Raw genomic sequence first — 17,439 nt, forward strand, 5'->3', positions numbered from 1 at the left:
TCACTCGGAGATGCCGACGACCAGCTCGTTCGCGAACGGCGGGTAGGCGGGGATGAAGTAGTTCACGATGTTCGATCCGGCGAGAGCCTGGGTGCGCTGCACCAGGATCGGGACGATCGGAGCATCCTCCATGATCTGCCTGTCGATCGCGGCCCACATCTCTCCGGCCTTGTCGAGGTCGGGCTCGGAGATCGCGGCGTCGATCGCGGCGTCGACATCGGGGTTCGAGTAGTTCGAGGCGTTCCCGCCGCCGTTCCCGATCTCGCTGGATGCGAACAGCGGCTGGATCGTGCTCATGCCGCTCGGGAAGTCGGCTCCCCATCCGCTCGTCGTCATGTCGTAGTCGCCGCCCCCGGAAGAGACGAGCTCGTACCAGGTGTCGGAGTCGAGCCCGTTCAGCTCGACCGTGATCCCGGCCTTCTCGAGGGAGTTCTTGATGCTGAGGGCCTCCTTCTCCTCGATCGCGCTCACATCGGTCGGGTAGGTGAGGCTCAGCGTGAGATCGGTGACGCCGGCATCCGCCAGGAGCTTCTTGGCCTTGTCGACGTCGCCCTTGTCGCCGCCGTCGTAGAGGTCGAACTCCTCGTAGCCCGGCATGCCGGGCGTCATGATCGTGGAGCTGATCTGCCCGCCGAACTTCGGGCCTCCGTAGACGCTCTGCACCTCGGCCTTGTTGAGGGCGAAGTTGATCGCCTGGCGGACGCGCACATCCGCCAGCTCGGGGCTCTTCATGTTCAGTGCGAGGTAGCGGAAATAGCCGGAGGGGCCGTTGGCGAGGCGGTCCGAGATCGAGGGGTCGGACTCGATGCGCTGGAACTGGGACGGCGAGATCAGGGCGTTGCTGATCGCGTCCTTGTCATCGCCCTTGTCGTCGATGAGGCGCTGCACGATCGTGTCGTTGTTCAGACCCATGTCGACGACGATCTTGTCGGGGCCCGCGAATCGCACGTCGTCGGTCTTCTCATCCCAGTGCGGGTTGCGCTCCAGCACGGCCTGCGAGCCCTTGGAGTACTCGGTGATCATGTACGGGCCGCTGGCGACGGGGTGCTCGCCGTAGGTCTCCGGCTCCGTGTCGGCGGCGGCCGGCACCGGCGCGAACGCGGGCATGCTCACGATCCACGGCCAGTTGCCGAACGGGCGGTTGAGGTGGAACACGATCGTCTGGTCGTCGACGACCTCGATCGAGTCCAGCTCCTCGCCGTCGTAGGGGCCCTCGTAGTCCTCCGCGCCGACGAGCAGGGTCTTGTGGTAGCCGAGGCCGCCCTGGAACATCGGGGCGAACGACCGCTCGACGCCGTACTTGACGTCCGCGGCGGTGATCGGGGTGCCGTCGGAGAAGAGGAGATCGTCCTTGAGCGTGAAGGTCCAGGTCTTCCCTCCGTCGTCGGTGGTGCCGGTGTCCGTCGCCAGGTCGGGGGTGAGGATCGTCTCCTTGTCGGGGAACGTCTGCCACGAGGTGAGTCCGCGGTGGACCCAGCGCAGGCGGCTCGTGGGCACCATCTGCGCGTTCGCGGTCTCCCACGACTCGTTCGCACGACGGGAGAGGTAGTGCAGGGTGCCGCCGGTGGGGACGGACTCCATCGCCGTCGCCGTGCCGTCGGACGTGGACTCCGTGGGGCCGGAGTTCGCATTGCACCCGGTCACCACGAGGGCGACGACGAGCGCGAGCCCTCCGAACAGCACTTTCCGAGATCGATTCACCATTGATCGCGCTTCCTGTGAGGCGGTCCCCCATCGGGTCGGGGGCGAGAGTGGTCTCTCAGGAATGCAGTCTGTCGGCGCGTCTGCGACGGCGTCCATCGAGCAGTTCTGCACGTGATCTGTAAGAAGAACTTAACGATCGCAGGCGTTCGCCGAGATGACTCGAGGCGGGCACGCACAGTGCGACGTGGCTCGGGTCCAAGAATAGTCGATCAGGCCGCTCTTGACCAGAAGAAGCCCGCCGGTGTGCGGAGGCCGCCGTGCTGAGACAGACTGGGCGGATGCTGTCCGCTCCGAAGCTCACGTCCGGCGACAGGGTCGCCGTGCTGTCCCCGGCCTTCGCCGCCCCCGCGGTCGCGCCCGCCCTGCACGAGCAGGCGATGAGCCGTCTCGCGACCCTCACCGGGCTCGTCCCGGTGGAGTATCCGACGACGAGACTCCTCGACGCGACGCCCGAGGCGAGGGCCGCCGATGTCAACGCGGCGTTCGCCGACCCGAGCATCCGCGCGATCCTCGCGACGATCGGCGGAGACGATCAGATTCTGGTGGTGCCGCATCTCGACGCCGCGCTCGCGACGGCGGATCCGAAGCCGTTCGTCGGATACAGCGACAACACGAACATCCTGAACTGGCTGTGGACCCACGGCATCAGCGGATACTATGGCGGCTCGACCGCGGTGCACCTCGGCCCCGGCCCCGCCGTCGACGACGTCCACCTGCGTGCGCTGCGCGCCCTGCTCCTCGAGGGCGGGACGCTCGAGATCACCGAGCCGGGGGAGTCGGAGGACGTGGGCCGGCGCTGGGCCGATCCGCGCGCGCTCACCGAGTACGGAGATCGCGTGCCCACCGAGCCGTGGACCTGGGCGGGCCCCGCCGCGCGGGTGGCGGGGCGGACCTGGGGCGGCTGCCTGGAGTCGATCGACGGTCTGGCGTTCCTCGGGCGTCTGCCGCAGCCGCACGAGCTCGAGGGCGCGATCCTGCTGCTGGAGACGAGCGAGGAGCGCCCGCCGGCCGGCTGGGTGGCGCGCTGGCTGCGCTACCTCGGCGAGCTCGGCATCCTCGGGGCCGTTGCGGGCGTGGTCATGGCACGGCCCCCGGTGAGCGACGTCGAGTTCCGGCCGACGCCCGGTGAGGCGAAGGCGCTGCGCGACGCTCAGCGCGACGTCGTGATCGATGTGGTCGGACGATACAACCCCGATGCCGTCGTCTGCGTCGGCGTCCCGTTCGGCCACACGCGACCGCAGTGGATCCTGCCCTACGGCGGGACGATGGTGCTCGACGGCGCCGTGCAGACGATCACCGCGGACTACTGAGACCGGGGGAGGGAGCCGACACGGTGGCCCGGCCGCTCACTCCTCCGTGACGCCGAGCGAGAGGCCGGGCAGGAAGTCGGCGGTGGGGGAGAGCAGCTGCTCCAGCTCGAGCACGACGAGTCGGTTCTCCCCGGAGCGTGTCGCGGGCGACGGCGCATAGAGCGTCCGCTGCGGGCCGTTGCGCCAGTACCGCCCGAGGAAGAATCCGTTGAGGAACGCGTACCCCTTGCTCCACGCCGCGGTGTCGATGAAGAGATCGGTCGGCTCATCGAGGTCGAACGCCGCGGTCCACGCCGAAGGTCCGGCCGTGCTCGTGGTCAGAGGCAGGTGCGCGGCGATCTGCGCCACGTCCAGCGGCGTGGACGCCCAGCCGACGAGGGGCGCCCCCTCCAGCGTCACGGCGCCGATGAGGCCCTTCCGCTCGCCGAGGCGGTGGTCGTAGTTCACCCGACCCTGATCCTCGACGAGGATGCTGAGCACGCGTCCGTCGGGGATCGCGATGGTCCGGTCGTGGCGGGTGCGGGCGAGCGTGCCGACGGGCACGCCGTCGATGCTCACCCAGGCGAGGTCGCGCACGTCGTCGAGACGGAGCACGCCGCCGCGCCCCTCGGGGAGGTCGACGTCGTACCGCACGAGCGCGCTGAGGTGCGAGAGCTCCTCGAAGGACGCGGGGGCGTCGGTGCGGACGGCGGATGCCGGAGCATCCGTCCAGGAGCCGGCGGGGTCGAGGTCGACGGAGAACGTCGGGGCCTCGCGTCGCGGCGCGGGCAGCTCGTCGGGCACCGGCGCGTGCTTCGCGATGACGTCGCGGAAGGCGAAGAACTTCGCGGTGGGCTGTCCGGCCTCGTCGAGCGGCGCGTCGTAGTCGTAGGAGGTGACGAGGGGAAGGTAGCGCCCCTTGTCGTTGGCCCCGTTGGTGAGGCCGAAGTTCGTACCGCCGTGGAACATGTAGATGTTCACGGATGCCCCGGCCGCGAGGAGCGCATCGAGGTCGGATGCGGCGGCCTCCGTGCTCGTCACGTGATGCACGCCGCCCCACCAGTCGAACCAGCCGTCCCAGAACTCGGAGCACATCAGCGGTCCGGTCGGCTGATGCCGACGGAGCGTGGCGAGGCGCTCGACGCTGCGCGAGCCGAACGACGCGGTCTTGTGCAGCCCGGGCAGGCTGCCGTCCTCCAGCATCTGGGCCGTGGGCTGATCGACGGTCGTCAGCGGGACGGTGATCCCGGCATCCCTGGTGACCTCGACGAGAGCGCGGAGGTACTCCTTGTCCGAGCCGTAGGCGCCGTACTCGTTCTCGATCTGGACGAGGACGACGGGTCCGCCGCGGTCGATCTGCCGGGGAGCGACGATCTCGTACACGCGGCGCAGGTACGCGCTCACGTCGGCGAGGTAGGCCGGGTCGGACGACCGCAGCGCGGTGCCGTCGGCGGTGAGCCAGACGGGGAGTCCGCCGTTGTGCCACTCGGCGCAGATATAGGGTCCGGGGCGGACGATGGCGTCCAGGCCCTCGGCGTGCACGAGGTCGAGGAATCCGCCGAGATCATTCCAGCCCGTCGCATCCCAGTCGCCGCGCCGCGGCTCATGGGCGTTCCAGGCGACGTAGGTCTCGATCGTGTTCAGCCCCATCAGCCGCGCCTTGCGGATGCGGTCCTGCCACTGGTCCGGGTGCACGCGGAAGTAGTGGATGGCGCCGGAGATCACCTGGTGCGGGCGGCCGGCGCGGAGGAAGTGGTCGTCGCCGAGGGAGAAGCTGGTCACGATGAAGTGCTTTCGATGAGAGGGCGGGCGCGCCGTGCGGCGCGCCCGCCCCGGGTGTTACTTGTTGACGGAGAAGCCCTGGGCGTTGCCGTACTCGACCAGCGCGTCCTGCCAGGCGGTGAGGCCCTCGTTCAGGTCGGTGCCGTTCTGGTACGACTGTCCGACGGTGTCGCCGAAGATGCTGTTCGCGTAGACCTGGTAGGGCAGGTAGTGCCATCCCTTGACGACGCTCTTCGCGGCATCCGCGAGCACCTCGTTGATCTTCTGGCCGCCGAAGTACTCCGGCGCCTCGCTGAGGAACTCGTCGCTGGAGAGCTCGGCGTTGGTCGACGGGAACCCGCCGGACTCGAGGAAGATCTTGATGCTGTCCTCGGAGTTGTTCAGCCACCACAGGAAGCCCGCGGCGAGGGCCGGGTTCTTGCTCTGGGTGGTCACGGCCTGACCGCCGCCGCCGTTCTCCGCGCTGGCGGGCGAGCCGTCGTAGGTCGGCATCGGGGCGACGCGCCAGTCTCCCGAGCCGTCAGGGGCGCCGGAGATGAGGTTGCCCGGCATCCAGGCGCCGATGATGAGGGTCGCAATGCTGCCGTCGCCCAGGCCGCGGAACCACTCGTCGCTCCAGCTGGAGGTGGGGGCGACGAGGCCCTCGGAGACGAGGCGGTTCCAGTTCTCGGTCCACTTCTTCGACCCGGCATCCTGGAGGTCGATCGTGACATCGGTGCCCTCCGTCTGGAACGGCGTGCCGCCGGCCTGCCAGATCATCGAGGTCGCGAAGCCGGCGTCGCCGGTGTCGTTGGTGATGTACGCGTTCGGGTTCGCCGCGTGGATCGCCTTGGCGGCCTCGTAGTACTCGTCCCACGTGGTGGGGACGGCGATGCCGGCCGCGTCGAAGACGGACTTGTTGTAGAACAGGGCCATGGGGCCGGAGTCCTGCGGGAGGCCGTAGATCGCCTTGTCGCTGGTCACGGAGCCCCAGGTGGATGCCGTGTAGTCGTCCTCGAAGTCGGCGAAGCCGTACTGCGCGAGGTCGACGAACGAGTCCGTCAGCGAGAACTGCGGGAACGCCTGGTACTCGATCTGCACGACGTCGGGGGCGCCGGATCCGGCCTTGATGGCGTTCTGCAGCTTGGTGTACTCGTCGTTGTTCGTTCCGGCGTTGACCAGGTTGACCTTGACGTTGGGGTAGGCCTTCTCGAACGCCTCGACCTGGGCCTCGGCGGAGGGCGTCCACGACCAGTAGGTGATCTCGCCGCCCTTCTCGAGTGCCGCCTTGACGGAGTCGAACGTGCCGTCGCCTGCGGCGCTGCCGCCGCCGTCGGAGGCGCCGCCGGCGGAGCAGCCGGCGAGGGCGATGGCGGCGACGGTGCCGGCCGCGAGCACGGTGAGGGCGCGCCGCACCGCGGGTGAGGGAAGGTGCTTCATTGCTGTGTCCTTTCGGGAGGTGGTCCGGCTCTGGACCGGGTGTTGCAGGGAGGGGGACGGGAGGCTACTGCTTGACGCTTCCCGCGGTGAGACCTGACTGCCAGAAACGCTGCAGCAGCAGGAAGGCGATGACGATCGGGACGATCGTGAGCAGGGAGCCCATGATCACGAGGTTGTAGATGGGCTGCGAGCCCGCGCCGATCGCCTGGGAGCTCCACTGGTTGAGGCCGACGGTGAGCGGATACCAGGCGGGGTCGGAGAGCATGATCAGGGGCAGGAAGTAGTTGTTCCAGGTCGCGACGACCGTGAACAGCGCCACCGTCACGATGCCGGGCGCCAGCAGGCGCAGCGAGATCGTGAAGAAGGTGCGGAACTCCCCGGCGCCGTCGATGCGCGCCGCCTCCAGCAGTTCGGTCGGCACCGACTCCGAGGCGAAGACCCAGATGAGGTAGAGGCCGAACGGGCTGATCAGGGAGGGGATGATCACGGCCCACGGCGTGTTCGTGAGCCCGAGCTCGCTGAACAGCAGGAAGGTCGGCACCGCGAGGGCCGTGCCGGGAACGGCGACCGCGCCGAGCACGACGGCGAACACGGCACGGCGGCCGGGGAAGCGGTACTTGGCGAGACCGTATCCCGCCATCGTCGCGAGCAGCGTCGCGCCGCCCGCCCCCACCACGACGTACAGCAGCGTGTTGCCGAGCCAGCGCAGGAAGATGCCGTCGCGGTACGTGAAGGTCGCCGCGAGGTTGTCGAAGAAGGCGAAGTCGTCGGCGAACCACAGCCCGAAGGAGCTGAAGAGGCCCGACTGGGTCTTGGTGGAGCTGAAGAGCAGCCAGACCAGGGGGACGATCGTGTACAGGCCGTACACGATCATCACGATGAGGAGCGTGTTGGACTTGCGCGGGTTCAGGGGGTCGTTCCGACGGGTCCGCGGGCGGGCGAGGGGGAGAGCCATGTCAGCGCACCTCCGACTTCGAGCCGCGCAGTTGCACGACGTAGGCGATGACGGCGGTGATGACGCCCATGATGATGGCGATCGTCGCCGCGTAGTTGAACTGCTGCCCGGCGAAGGACAGGTTGTACGCGTACATGTTGGGCGTGTAGTACGTGGTGATCACGTTCGGCGCGAGCGGCCGCAGGATGTTGGGCTCGTTGAAGAGCTGGAAGCTGCCGATGATCGAGAAGATCGTCGCGATGACGACCGCCCCGCGCACGGACGGGATCTTGATGGAGAAGATCGTGCGCCAGGCGCCGGCCCCGTCGAGGGAGGCGGCCTCGTACATGTCGGTGGGGATGGTCTTCAGCGAGGAGTAGAAGATCAGCATGTTGTAGCCCACGAACTCCCAGGTCACGATGTTGCCGATCGAGGCCAGCATCCACTCCTTCGCGAACGGCGTGAGCGCATCGAATCCGAGGAGGTCGTTGACGTTGCCGGCGAGGCCGAACTGGTCGCCGTAGATGTAGCCCCACATGAGGACGGCGACGACGGCGGGCACGGCGTAGGGCAGGAAGATCAGGATGCGGAAGAAGGATGCTCCCCGCAGTCGCGCGCTGTCGAGGGCGAGCGCCGCGCCGAGCGCCAGCGCGAGCATGATCGGGACCTGCACCACGAGGAACAGCAGGACGCGGCCGAACGCCTCCCAGAACTGCGGGTCGGTGAGCGCTCGCACGTAGTTGTCCAGGCCGACGAAGGCCGTGCCGCCGATGAGCTTCTCCTGGAAGAAGCTCAGGTAGAGCGCGTAGGCGAGCGGCGTGAGGAACACCAGGGCGAAGACGACCATGAAGGGGCCGACGAACGCCCAGCCGTTCCAATTGCGCTTCTCGCGGCGGGGGATGCTCAGCGCACCTCGTGCCGCGGTGATTTCTGTCGTCATCGACGAGACCTTCTCTGATTCGGGCGTCGGGTGCGCCATGTGTCAACGTCAACATATGCGATGGACTGTTAGTGTGTCAACGTCAACACATGAATGGAGGTGATCGTGTCCTCAGCAGAAACGGCAGAGTCGCCGCATCGGCGCCGTGAACCTTCCATGGAGGATGTCGCACGCGAGGCCGGAGTGTCCGGTCAGACCGTCTCGCGCGTCGTCAACGCGCGCGGCTACGTCGGCGCGGCGACCAGAGAGCGCGTGGAGGCGGCGATGCAGCGCCTCGGATATCGGCCGAACAGCGCAGCGCGCGCCCTGCGGTCGGGCAGATTCCGCACCATCGGCGTCGTGATGTTCTCGTTCAGCTCGTACGGCAACCAGCGCACGCTCGACGCGATCGCGGTGCGCGCCGCCCAGCTCGGATACGCGCTCACCCTCATCCCGGTCGAGTCCAGCGCGCGCGACACCGTCGCCGGCGCCTTCCGTCGCCTGGAGGAGCACGCCGTCGACGGCATCATCATCGTCATCGAGGCCCACCAGCTCGACGAGGCCGACGTGGAGATCCCCGATGCGCTGCCCGTCGTGTTCGTCGACTCGAACCGCACGGTCGAGCATCCCTTCGTCGACACCGATCAGGCTCAGGGCGCACGCCTGGCCACCGAGCATCTCCTCGATCTCGGGCACGACACGGTCTGGCATGTCGCGGGGCCGGAGAGGTCCTACTCCGCAGAGCGCCGTCGGGAGGCCTGGCAGGCGACCCTCGAATCGCGCGGACTCCACGTCCCCGGCGCCCTGGTCGGCGACTGGAGCGCGCAGTCCGGCTACGCCGCGGGTCTCCGCCTCCGAGAGGTCGACGGAGTCACCGCGGTCTTCGCGGCGAACGACCAGATGGCGATCGGCGTGCTGCGGGCTTTCCGCGAGATCGGCCGCGACGTGCCGGGCGACGTCAGCATCGTCGGGTTCGACGGGCTGCCGGACGCCGCGCAGCTGTGGCCTCCTCTGACGACCGTGCAGCAGCATCCGGAGCGCGTCGGGGCACTCGCCGTCGACGCCCTCCTCGCGGAGCTCGACAGCGGAGAGCGACGGCACACTCCGCTCGTCGGCACCGAGCTCGTGGTTCGGGGCAGCACGGCGCCGCCGCGGAGGCGCTAGGCGGCTGCGCCGAGCCGCGCCGAGAGCTCTCGTGCCGTGCGCGACACGAACACGCCGAGGGCTTCGAGGCGGGTGCCGATGCGCGCCTTCGGGGCGCTGACGTTGACGGCCGCGACGACCCTGCCGGTGAAATCCGTGATCGGGGCCGAGGCCGCGACGACGCCGAACTCCAGCTCTTCATCGGACAGCGCAAAGCCGCGTTCGCGGATGCGCTCCAGCTCGGCGAGGAGGCTTGCGAAGTCTGCGACGGGGGAGTTCCCCGGAGGCGGCGCGTCGAGGACCGGGAACACCGAGGGGTCGGCCTGATCGAATCTCCCGACCAGTGGCTGATCCTGCCCGTGGTCTTCGTACCAGCGCGCCAGCGAGACCTCGTCCCAATCGCTGAGGAGTGCCCGGCCCGACGGCGTCCGCCAGGCGGCGGTCGTGGTGCCGGCCCATCCCGTGGTCCGCACGTCATGGGGGCTGAGTTCGCTGAGCAGCGTGAGCACGTTGCCGCCCCGGAGCACGCAGAGGTGGCTCGTCTCCCTCGTCGACTGCACGAGCCGGCGGAGGATCCCGCGCGACGCATGCACGAGCGTCGTCGTCGCCGTGTGGGCCGCGAGGGCGTACAGGCGGGGCCCGAGCAGGTAGCGCAGCGAGTCCTCGTCGCGCTCGACCAGGCCGTTCTCGGCGAGTGTGGCCAGGGTGCGTGACACGACGGCCTTGTCGCGCCCGGTGAGCTGGGCGACCTGCGACACTCCGAGCCCTCCGGCTCTGAGTGCTTCATCGGTTCCGAGCAGTTCGAGGATCTCGATGTCGCGGCCGAGGCCTGACGAGTTCCGTCGGGGAGCGGGGGGAGAGGCGGGGGAGGTCACGCCTTCATCCTATGCAGAGTGTTGCCATAGTCACAACACCCTTTGACCAAATGGATACTCGCGCTACGGTGAGAGTCATCCCGGTACCGGCCTCAACGACGAGACAGGAGCCCTCTTGACCGGATTCAACTGGGAAGACCTCATGGCCTTCCTCACCCGCCGCGCAGACGACATCCTCGATCTGACGCGCGACCACCTCGTCGTGGTCCTCATCTCCCTCGTGCTCGCTTCGGCGATCGGGATCGCGCTCGGCATCGTCATCCGAGACAGCCGCATCGCCCGCACCACCGTGCTCACGGCGGCAGCCGTCGCGATCACCATCCCGTCGCTCGCCCTCCTCGCCCTGCTCAGCCCGGTTCTCGGCCTCGGCTGGCTGCCGACCGTCGTCGCGCTCGTCTTCTACTCGCTCCTCCCCGTCGTGCGCAACACGGTCGTCGGACTCCGCGAGGTGCCGGTGTCCGTGCTCGAATCAGCACGGGGGATGGGGCTCGGCCCGGTGCGGGTGCTGCTCACCGTGCAGCTCCCGATCGCCTGGCCGATCATCATGACCGGTGTGCGCGTCGCCGCTCAGCTCACGGTCGGCATCGCCGCCATCGCGGCCTACGTCGCGGGGCCCGGCCTGGGCGAGTACATCTTCAAAGGCCTCAGCTCGCTCGGCTCGAAGAACGCGCTGAACTACGCGCTCACCGGCACCGTCGCGGTGATCATCCTCGCGCTCGTCCTCGACGGCATCCTCGCGCTCGTCGCCCGTCTCACCACCTCAAGGGGTCTCCGTGCCTGACATCACCACGAACACCGGCGTTCTCTCCTCTCTCGCGGCCCAGCAGGGCGGGGTCGACATCGTCCTCGATCACATCACCAAGCAGTACCCAGGGCAGCAGTCGCCGGCCGTCGAGGACTTCTCGATGCGCGTCGAGCCAGGCGAGCTGATCATGTTCGTCGGCCCCAGCGGCTGCGGCAAGACCACGACGATGAAGATGATCAATCGCATCATCGAGCCGACGTCGGGGGCGATCCGCATCAACGGCGACGACGTCCTCTCCCTCGACGGCAACGAGCTCCGCCGCCACATCGGCTATGTCATCCAGCAGATCGGCCTCTTCCCGCACTTCACGATCGCCGAGAACATCGCGATCGTCCCCAAGCTCCTCGGCTGGTCGAAGGCGCGGATCGCGGAGCGGGTCGACGAGCTCCTCCGCACGGTGCAGCTCGATCCCGGCGTCTTCGCCGACCGCTACCCTCGTCAGCTCTCCGGCGGTCAGCAGCAGCGCGTCGGCGTCGCACGGGCACTGGCCGCCGATCCGCCCGTCATGCTCATGGACGAGCCCTTCGGCGCGACCGACCCCATCACTCGCGAGAAGCTGCAGGCCGAGTTCCTCCGACTGCAGGCCGACATCGGCAAGACGATCATCTTCGTCACCCACGACTTCGAAGAGGCGATCAGGATGGGCGACCGCATCGCGGTTCTCAGCGAGCGCAGCCGCATCGAGCAGTTCGACACCCCCGCGCGCATCCTCGCCGAACCCGCCAACGACTATGTGCGCTCCTTCATCGGCGAGGGGGCGGCGCTCAAGCGCCTCGCCCTGATCCCCGTCGCCGACGCGAGGATCGGCGCAGCGGACGACGCGGCCCCGCTCTCGACGGTCGATGAGGGGTCGTCCCTCCGCGAAGCACTGGACACCCTCGTGCTGAGCGGCGCGCCCCGCGTCAACGTGACCCGCGACGGCCGTGTCGTCGGCTCCATCGACCAGTCGGCGATCTCCGCCGCGCTCGGGGTCGAGGTGCCCTCGCGCCGCGTCGGGGAGGCATGACGATGACGACCCCTCAGGTCGTCCCCTCGGCGACGGCGATGCTCCAGACACAGAGCGCTCCGCGTCGCGGCATGCCCGTGCTGCTGCGACGATCGATGCCGCTGATCGTCGTCGCAGCCGTGCTGTGCCTCACCTACCTCTGGGTGGCTGGGCTGGACCTGGACTCGATCGAGAAGCGCACGCTCAACGGCGGCTACATCATGGCCCGCATCGGTGAGCACCTGGTGCTCTCGATCACCGCATCGATCCTGGTCGCCGTCCTGGCCATCCCTGCGGGGATCGCCGTCAGCCGCTCGCGCTCCCGGGTGTTCCGCGGCATCGTCGTCGGCATCGCCAACGTCGGACAGGCGACTCCCGCGATCGGCGTCGTGATCCTGTTGGCGATCGTGTGGCAGACCGGGTTCGCGACGGCTCTCGTCGCGCTCGTCGTCTACTCCTTCCTTCCTGTGCTGCAGAACACGATCGCGGGTCTCGCCCAGGTCGATCCGAGCATCCGGGAGGCGGCACGCGGCATGGGGATGACGACGGGGCAGGTGCTTCGCCGTGTGGAGCTCCCGCTCGCCTCTCCGGTCATCCTCGCGGGCTTGCGGACGGCTCTCGTCTTCGCGGTCGGCGTGGCGACCGTCGCGACCTTCATCAACGCCGGGGGCCTGGGCGACATGATCATCAACGGCCTCAAGCTGCAGCGCTATCCCGTCCTCGTCGTCGGAGCGATTCTCGTCGCCGCGATCGCCGTGCTCATCGACTGGGCGGCCGGCGTCGTGGAGGACATCGTTCGCCCCAAGGGCCTCTGAACATCCCCAGCATCCGCATTCCCTCCCGAAAGGAAACTCGACATGACATCACGAACCATCGCCACCGCGTCGTTGGCGGCACTCGCCGCCGGCGCACTCCTCCTGACCGGATGCGCATCCGGAACCGCCGGCGGCTCCGGCGCCAAGGGCGACGAGCTGAAGGGTCTCACCGGCGAGATCGGCTCGAAGGACTTCTCCGAGCAATACATCCTCGCCTACATGACCGCCGAGCTGCTCAACGCGCACGGCGCCGACGTCGAAGCCAACACCAAGCTCGTCGGTTCCGCGAACGTGCGGCAGGCCCTCGAGAACGACCAGTTCCTCGGGTACTGGGAGTACACCGGCACCTCCTGGATCACCTACAACGGCAACACCGCGCCGGTGCAGGGCGCCGAAGCCCAGTTCGACGCGGTCAAGAAGGCCGACGCCGAGAACGGCATCGCGTGGCTCGACCCCGCCCCGTTCAACAACACCTACGCCTTCGCCATCCGCGCCAGCGAGGCGAAGAAGCTCGGCGTGAAGACGCTCAGCGACGTCGCAGGGCTCCCGAGCGCAGACCAGACCTTCTGCATCGAGAGCGAGTTCTCGACCCGTGACGACGGCTGGCCAGGACTCAAGGCCGCCTACGGCTTCGACGCCCCCGACTCCAACGTCACGATGCTCGACACCGGCGTGATCTACACCGCGGCTCAGAAGGGCGACGACTGCAACTTCGGCGAGGTGTTCCAGACCGATGGCCGCATCCCGGCTCTCGACCTCGTGGTGATGCAGGACGACAAGGAGTTCTTCCCCAGCTACCAAGGCGGCTTCACGCTCAAGGAGAGCACGCTGAAGAAGTACCCCGAGATCGCCGACGTGATGGCCGAGCTGAGCCCGCTGCTGACCACCGAGGTCATGCAGACGCTCAACGCCAAGGTCGACGTCGACGGCGACGACCCTGAGGACGTCGCGATCGACTGGCTCGAGGAGCAGGGACTCATCTGATGACCTCGGCCCTCCAGATCGGCGAGAGCTTCGTCGGAGACGGCGTGAACGCGGCGCACATCAACACGGTGCTCGGTCACCGAGAGGGTCCGGCGGGGACGGCGTGGGCGACAGCCCTCGCCGGCCCCAGCCAGGGTCACGTCCCCTTCGTCGCGGTGCTCCGGCCGTCGCTCCCCGTTAAGCCCTTGACGCTGTTCGTGACCAAGGCCGCCCCGGCCGGCGATGAGCACGGGCTCCTGATCTGGGGACCGGCGCAGGCCGGCGTCGCCGCAGGAGTCGCGGATGCCGTCGCCGACGGTGCGATCCCGCGGGAGCACGCCGACACCCACGCGCTGATCGCCGCGGTGTGGGTCAACCCCGCAGCCGACGACGCCGACGCCGTGTACCGCAACAACCGGGAGGCCACGCGCATCGCGCTCGCGAACGGCGCGGCCTCCCTCCCCGACCTCGACGAGGTGCTCGCCGCGAGGCACGCACCGTCCAACCCCTTCTACACTCCGACTCCCGCACCGAAGGACACGCACGACCGATGAGTTCCCCCACCTCTCCGCTCGACGAGACCCGGCCCACCGTCGGGTTCATCGGACTCGGCAACATGGGCTCCGGCATGACCAGGAACCTCCAGGCCGCCGGTTTCCCACTCGTCGTCACAGACGTCCGGCGGGAATCCGCCGACGAGCTCGTGGCGGGCGGCGCACGCTGGGCCGACACGCCCCGTGAGGTCGCGGCATCGAGCGATCTCGTGATCACGATGCTGCCGACGCCGAAGATCGTCGCGGATGTCGCCGGCGGGGCTGACGGCCTCGTGGCAGGGCTCCCCGACGGAGGCACCTGGATCGACATGTCGACCTCGGTGCCCGAGGTGCAGGCCGGTGTGCGTGCTGCGGAGGAGGGGAGGGGACTGCACCTCCTCGACGCCCCCGTGAGCGGCATGTCCGTCGGTGCGGCCGACGGGATGCTGCAGATCTTCGTGGGCGGAGAAGCGGAGGATATCGAACGCCTGCGCCCCGTGTTCGAGGCGATGGGCGACCCCGAGCGGATCCTCCACGTCGGCGGCCCCGGCGCCGGCTACGCCGTGAAGCTCATGATCAACCAGCTCTGGTTCTCGCACCTGGTCGCGACCGCCGAGGTGCTCTCGGTCGGCGTCGCCGCCGGCGTCGACCTCGGTGTGCTCCGCGATGCGCTCGTCGCGAGCCCCGCGAACAGCACGTTCGTCTCGCGCGACGTGCTCTCGATCCTCGACCATGGCGACTACGACGAGGGCTTCGCGATCGCGCTGGCCTGCAAGGACCTCGGCCTGTCGGTCGATCTGGCCCGCTCGGTCGGGATGCCGGTGGAGCTGTCGTCGCTCGTGGAGCAGATCTTCCGCCGGGCCCGTGCGAGCTACGGCGACCGCGCGGGCGAGATGACCCCGGTCAAGCTGTACGAGGAACTGCTGGGCCGCGACCTGCGCCGCGAGGTGCACGCATGACCGCCGCGCGCGAGACCGAGGTCATCGCCTCCGTCCCCACCGGACTGCTGATCGGCGGAGAGTGGCGGGCATCGGCATCCGGTGCGACATTCCCCGTGTACGACCCGGCGACCGGCGACCTGCTCGCCGAGGTCGCGGATGCGACTCCCGAAGACGGCATGGCCGCGCTCGACGCGGCTGCGGCCGCGCAGGCCTCGTGGGCGGCGACCGCGCCCAGGGAGCGGGGCGAGATCCTGCGCAGGGCGTTCGAGCTCGTGACGGCGCGCGCGGACGACATCGCGCTCGTGATGACGCTCGAGATGGGCAAGCCGCTCGCCGAGTCGCGCGCCGAGGTCGGCTACGGCGCCGAATTCCTGAGATGGTTCTCCGAGGAGGCGCCGCGCATCTCCGGTCGTTACGCCACAGCCCCCGATGGACGCAACCGCCTGCTGGTGGCCAAGCGGCCGGTGGGCCCGAGCCTCCTGATCACGCCGTGGAACTTCCCGCTGGCCATGGCCACGCGCAAGATCGCACCCGCGCTCGCGGCGGGCTGCACCTCGGTGCTCAAGCCTGCAGCGCTCACCCCGCTCACCGCCCTGCTGTTCGCGGAGGTGCTGCGCGAGGCCGGCGTGCCGGACGGCGTCGTCAACGTCATCCCCACCTCCCGCGCCGGTGCCGTCACCGGGCCGCTCATCACCGACCCGCGGCTGCGCAAGCTGTCGTTCACGGGGTCGACCGAGGTCGGCCGTCGGCTCATCGCGGATGCCGCGCACCAGGTGCTGCGGGTGTCCATGGAACTCGGGGGCAACGCGCCCTTCCTGGTGTTCGAGGACGCCGACGTGGATGCCGCGGTCGAGGGAGCGCTGCTCGCGAAGCTCCGCAACGGCGGGGAGGCGTGCGTCGCGGCGAACCGCTTCCTGGTGCACGAGAGCATCGCCGAGGAGTTCACCGCCAAGCTGGTCGACCGCATGGCGGGCTACGTGAACGCGCGCGGCACCGAGCCGGAGTCGACGCTCGGACCGCTCGTCGACGAGTCCACGCGCGAGAAGGTCGCCGAGCTGGTGGCGGGCGCGGTCGAAGACGGCGCACGCGTCGCGCTCGGCGGCGCGATCCCACAGGGCCGCGGCTACTTCTACCCCGCCACCGTGCTCGTGGACGTGCCGCAGGATGCCCGCATCCTCCGTGAGGAGATCTTCGGCCCTGTCGCCCCGATCACCACGTTCAGCGACGAGGACGAGGCCGTACGCCTCGCGAACGCCAGCGAGTACGGGCTGGTGTGCTTCGCATACACGCGCGACCTGAACCGGGCGCTGCGTCTCGCCGAGCGCCTCGAGACCGGGATGTTCGGCCTGAACACCGGCCTCGTCTCGAACCCGGCTGCGCCCTTCGGCGGCGTGAAGCAATCGGGCATCGGCCGGGAGGGCGGGTTCGAGGGCATCGACGAGTACCTCGAGACGACCTACATCGGCATCTCCGACCCCTTCGCCTGAACCTGCATCTCCTGAAGGAACCACTGTGCACATCACCGATTTCTCCCTCGATCACTTCTCCCTGCGGGGGAGGAGCGCGATCGTCACGGGTGGCAACACCGGTCTCGGCCAGGCATTCGCCCTGGCTCTCGCGAAGGCCGGAGCCGACGTCTTCGCGCCCACGCTGTTCGACGACGGAGGCGAGACCGCAGGTCTCATGGCCGCGGCAGGCGTCCGCTACGAGGAACTGCGGATCGACATCACCGAGACCGGTGCGCCCGCGCGCGCGGTGGCGGCGTGCGCGGCGGCGTTCGGCGGTCTCGACATCCTCGTGAACTCGGCCGGCATCAGCCGGATCGCCGAGGTCACGGAGTTCGGACGCGACCTGTGGGACCCCATGGTCGCCGTGAACCTCACTGCCGCATTCGAGATGTCGCACGAAGCCGCGAAGCGCATGATCCCGCAGGGCTCGGGCAAGATCATCAACATCGCCTCGCTGTTCTCATTCCTGGGCGGACTGGGCTCACCGGCCTATGCCGCGACCAAGCACGGCATCGCCGGACTCACGCGGGCCTACGCCGACGAGCTGGGCGGTCACGGCATCCAGGTGAACGCGATCGCGCCCGGCTATTTCAACACCCGCATCACGGAGGAGTCCCGCTCAGATCCCGAGTCGAATCGACGCATCGTCGACCACACCCCGGCGGGGAGGTGGGGAGACGTCGCCGACCTCATGGGAGCGACGGTGTTCCTCGCCAGTCCCGCTTCCGACTTCGTCAACGGGCACGTGCTGACCGTCGACGGCGGCTATCTGGTGCGCTGACCGCGGCACCTCGACACACGACACTCGAACGAACAGGACACAT

General features: G+C 68.8%; 16 protein-coding genes. 10 read left to right on the forward strand and 6 right to left on the reverse strand.

Translation table 11 applies throughout. The annotated features are described in order from the left end of the window. Positions 1-1,704 (reverse strand): ABC transporter substrate-binding protein, encoded by a 1,704-nt coding sequence (locus ACFY5A_RS10860; protein WP_105676143.1) that lies wholly within the window; start codon positions 1,702-1,704, stop codon positions 1-3. 278 nt (positions 1,705-1,982) lie between these two features. Here ACFY5A_RS10860 and ACFY5A_RS10865 point away from each other — a divergent pair, with 278 nt between their 5' ends. After that, positions 1,983-3,014: a S66 peptidase family protein gene (locus tag ACFY5A_RS10865; protein ID WP_387233901.1), complete on the forward strand. Its 1,032-nt coding sequence runs from the start codon at positions 1,983-1,985 to the stop codon at positions 3,012-3,014. Positions 3,015-3,050: 36 nt separating this feature from the next. On the opposite strand, the gene ACFY5A_RS10870 is transcribed toward ACFY5A_RS10865, so the two are convergent. The 4 genes from ACFY5A_RS10870 to ACFY5A_RS10885 all read right to left on the reverse strand — a co-directional run bounded on the left by ACFY5A_RS10870 (position 3,051) and on the right by ACFY5A_RS10885 (position 8,068). Beyond that, positions 3,051-4,775, reverse strand: a complete 1,725-nt coding sequence (locus ACFY5A_RS10870) for a beta-galactosidase family protein (RefSeq protein WP_387233904.1) — start codon at positions 4,773-4,775, stop codon at positions 3,051-3,053. Positions 4,776-4,832: 57 nt separating this feature from the next. Beyond that, positions 4,833-6,194 (reverse strand): ABC transporter substrate-binding protein, encoded by a 1,362-nt coding sequence (locus tag ACFY5A_RS10875; protein ID WP_387233907.1) that lies wholly within the window; start codon positions 6,192-6,194, stop codon positions 4,833-4,835. 64 nt (positions 6,195-6,258) lie between these two features. Further along, on the reverse strand, positions 6,259-7,149 hold the full coding sequence (locus ACFY5A_RS10880) for a carbohydrate ABC transporter permease (RefSeq protein WP_341939846.1): 891 nt from the start codon (positions 7,147-7,149) through the stop codon (positions 6,259-6,261). A gap of 1 nt (position 7,150) precedes the next feature. After that, the gene (locus ACFY5A_RS10885; protein WP_105676186.1) at positions 7,151-8,068 is read right to left on the reverse strand and encodes a carbohydrate ABC transporter permease; all 918 of its coding nucleotides are present in this window, start codon (positions 8,066-8,068) and stop codon (positions 7,151-7,153) included. A gap of 156 nt (positions 8,069-8,224) precedes the next feature. Here ACFY5A_RS10885 and ACFY5A_RS10890 point away from each other — a divergent pair, with 156 nt between their 5' ends. Then, entirely contained in the window at positions 8,225-9,211 is a 987-nt protein-coding gene (locus ACFY5A_RS10890; RefSeq protein ID WP_341939845.1) for a LacI family DNA-binding transcriptional regulator, read from the forward strand. Here ACFY5A_RS10890 and ACFY5A_RS10895 read toward each other — a convergent pair. Then, a complete protein-coding gene (locus ACFY5A_RS10895; RefSeq protein WP_387233912.1) occupies positions 9,208-10,065 on the reverse strand; it encodes an IclR family transcriptional regulator in 858 nt (285 codons plus the stop codon). The two genes, ACFY5A_RS10890 and ACFY5A_RS10895, sit on opposite strands and share 4 nt — an antisense overlap. A gap of 115 nt (positions 10,066-10,180) precedes the next feature. On the opposite strand from ACFY5A_RS10895, the gene ACFY5A_RS10900 reads away from it, so the two are divergent. Genes ACFY5A_RS10900 through ACFY5A_RS10935 form a run of 8 tightly spaced genes read left to right on the forward strand, consistent with a single transcriptional unit; the run spans position 10,181 to position 17,396 of the window. After that, entirely contained in the window at positions 10,181-10,846 is a 666-nt protein-coding gene (locus ACFY5A_RS10900) for an ABC transporter permease (protein WP_341939843.1), read from the forward strand. Next, positions 10,839-11,876, forward strand: a complete 1,038-nt coding sequence (locus tag ACFY5A_RS10905; protein WP_387233915.1) for an ABC transporter ATP-binding protein — start codon at positions 10,839-10,841, stop codon at positions 11,874-11,876. The genes ACFY5A_RS10900 and ACFY5A_RS10905 overlap by 8 nt, the downstream gene beginning before the upstream one ends. Then, the gene (locus ACFY5A_RS10910) at positions 11,873-12,670 is read left to right on the forward strand and encodes an ABC transporter permease (protein ID WP_341939842.1); all 798 of its coding nucleotides are present in this window, start codon (positions 11,873-11,875) and stop codon (positions 12,668-12,670) included. The genes ACFY5A_RS10905 and ACFY5A_RS10910 overlap by 4 nt, the downstream gene beginning before the upstream one ends. Positions 12,671-12,712: 42 nt before the next feature. After that, positions 12,713-13,654, forward strand: a complete 942-nt coding sequence (locus tag ACFY5A_RS10915) for a glycine betaine ABC transporter substrate-binding protein (RefSeq protein ID WP_341939841.1) — start codon at positions 12,713-12,715, stop codon at positions 13,652-13,654. Then, positions 13,654-14,187, forward strand: coding sequence for a formaldehyde-activating enzyme (gene fae / locus ACFY5A_RS10920; protein WP_341939840.1), 534 nt, complete (start codon positions 13,654-13,656; stop codon positions 14,185-14,187). The genes ACFY5A_RS10915 and fae overlap by 1 nt, the downstream gene beginning before the upstream one ends. Next, positions 14,184-15,125, forward strand: a complete 942-nt coding sequence (locus ACFY5A_RS10925; RefSeq protein WP_387233920.1) for an NAD(P)-dependent oxidoreductase — start codon at positions 14,184-14,186, stop codon at positions 15,123-15,125. Before fae ends, ACFY5A_RS10925 begins: the two co-directional genes overlap by 4 nt. Next, positions 15,122-16,594 (forward strand): NAD-dependent succinate-semialdehyde dehydrogenase, encoded by a 1,473-nt coding sequence (locus tag ACFY5A_RS10930; RefSeq protein WP_387233923.1) that lies wholly within the window; start codon positions 15,122-15,124, stop codon positions 16,592-16,594. The genes ACFY5A_RS10925 and ACFY5A_RS10930 overlap by 4 nt, the downstream gene beginning before the upstream one ends. A gap of 25 nt (positions 16,595-16,619) precedes the next feature. Then, entirely contained in the window at positions 16,620-17,396 is a 777-nt protein-coding gene (locus ACFY5A_RS10935) for an SDR family oxidoreductase (protein WP_341939837.1), read from the forward strand. Positions 17,397-17,439: the final 43 nt, after the last annotated feature.

Origin of the sequence: Microbacterium sp. NPDC012755 (assembly GCF_042901325.1) — a bacterium.
Classification (GTDB): domain Bacteria; phylum Actinomycetota; class Actinomycetes; order Actinomycetales; family Microbacteriaceae; genus Microbacterium; species Microbacterium natoriense.